Raw genomic sequence first — 1,859 nt, 5'->3', positions numbered from 1 at the left:
CGACTTATGATCATCGATTGGCTCTCCGCAATCTCCGATATTCTAGCGTTAACGGTGCACTACCAGCGCTCTCAAATATTGGCAAAGTCCGCTTAGCTGACTTGATTGAAGACATTCCGCTCCACTAGTCTGGCAACGCTAAATTTTTCTTTTTTGCGGAGGGATATTATGACACCTGATCTGCAGACTGCCCGACAGATGGCACAATCGCATTGCGATGCCTGGACTGGTCGCAACCCGCAGGATGTCGCCAATCGCTACGCTAAAGTTACTACCATGGGAATGAATGGTGGCGACCCAATGACAAGCCAAGCTGAAATCGCAGAAATGGCGGCGGGTTTTATGGCCGATTTTCCGGACCTTGTCCTAAAACTGGACACGGTTTTGGTCGCCGACCACCATATGGTCTATGCTTGGACCTTCGAAGGTCACCACAAGGAGACCGGGAATCATGTGAGTTTCTCGGGCTGGGAAGAATGGGACCTCGACGACGATCTAAGGGTAACCCGATCGCTTGGCTGGTATGATGCTGCTGACTACGAACGGCAGGTCACAGGAGAGTGAAGACAGCCGTTCTTGAATTAACCCGGATTGTCACTCCAACGTTCGTTAAGCCCTGCTGACGTGGGTTCACTCTTCTATAAATTTTACCGACGCAACGAACGGCAGCAAAGCGGGTTGCGTCCGCAGAAACCGAGACCAAAGTTGGACGGCAGCTATGGGCCGCCCTCTACACCCCTTCAGGTCGGGTTGTCCTCTGATGCTGCAATGCGCTCGATGTCCGTGAAGTACGCAAGGCCGCCGTTTGTTCAGAACGACTTTGTGTTCGTGCCATAGCTGCCGGTGCGCTAACCTTTGGGCACCTGAAACGCTGAACACCAAATCAAAGGTGCTTTGCGTTCCCCAACTTAACGAGGACACCGGCCATGCTGTGCAAAATAGGTGACGTTGAAGTCTGGCGCATTCTTGAAATCCATGCTCCGTTTCTGACCACAGAAGAGTTGTTTCCCAGCGCGGGGCCAGATGTCCGGGCCGTTGTCGAGGCGCATGTGCCCGGCTGTGTTTGCGCGCAATCTGGGCGGCTGATCCTGCCGATTCAGGGTTTTCTGTTGAAAACGCCGACGCATAACATTCTGGTCGACAGTTGCGTCGGCAATGACAAGACCGTGCCTCGACATCCCGACTGGCACAAACGATCAGACACGCGTTTTACCGCAAGCCTCACGGCAGCGGGGCTGGATGTGGGGGATATCCACTACGTTCTATGCACCCATCTGCACGTCGACCATGTCGGCTGGAACACGCGGCTTGAGGACGGGCGCTGGGTTCCGACCTTTCCAAATGCGCGCTATCTGATGCCCGCGGCGGACGAGGCGTATCAGCGTGAACATAGCAGCGATCTCTATGTCGAAAGTGTTCTGCCCGTCATCGAAGCCGGACAGGCGGAACTGGTAGAGACGGGGCATATGCTGGGCGATCATGTCACCCTGATGCCCACGCCGGGCCACACACCCGGCCATGTCTCGATTGAGATCACCAGTGGTAACCGGCGCGCCTTGATTACCGGGGATGCGATCCACACAACCGTGCAGTGCTGGCACCCCGAGTGGCATTTCAAGTTCGACGCCGATGCAGACATGGCTGTGACCTCTCGTCGGAGACTGTTGGAAAGCGCCTCGGAAACAGGGTGCATTGTGCTGGGGAGCCACTTCGCATTGCCGTCATTGGGTCGGGTGAAGTCGGACAAAGGCGCGTTTCGCTGGGAAGACTAGCCCAGGTTGTATTGCGCTGCGCGCTGATTTGTTGTTGGAGGGCTGCCATCAGCAAGTTTGACGCGCCGCAGTGCAATGTATCTAGAC

At 55.6% G+C, this 1,859-nt stretch carries 2 protein-coding genes; both read left to right on the top strand.

Annotated features, from left to right (window positions below; translation table 11 throughout):
- Positions 1-168 precede the first annotated feature (168 nt).
- Positions 169-564: a DUF1348 family protein gene (locus Q5Y75_RS28300; protein ID WP_306203638.1), complete on the top strand. Its 396-nt coding sequence runs from the start codon at positions 169-171 to the stop codon at positions 562-564.
- Positions 565-926: 362 nt separating this feature from the next.
- A complete protein-coding gene (locus tag Q5Y75_RS28295) occupies positions 927-1,772 on the top strand; it encodes an MBL fold metallo-hydrolase (protein ID WP_306203637.1) in 846 nt (281 codons plus the stop codon).
- Positions 1,773-1,859 lie beyond the last annotated feature (87 nt).

It is taken from the genome of Ruegeria discodermiae (genome assembly GCF_030758345.1).
Classification (GTDB): Bacteria; Pseudomonadota; Alphaproteobacteria; order Rhodobacterales; family Rhodobacteraceae; genus Ruegeria_C.
Note: the sequence above shows the minus strand (reverse complement) of the source record. Positions and strands in the feature narration are given on the sequence as shown.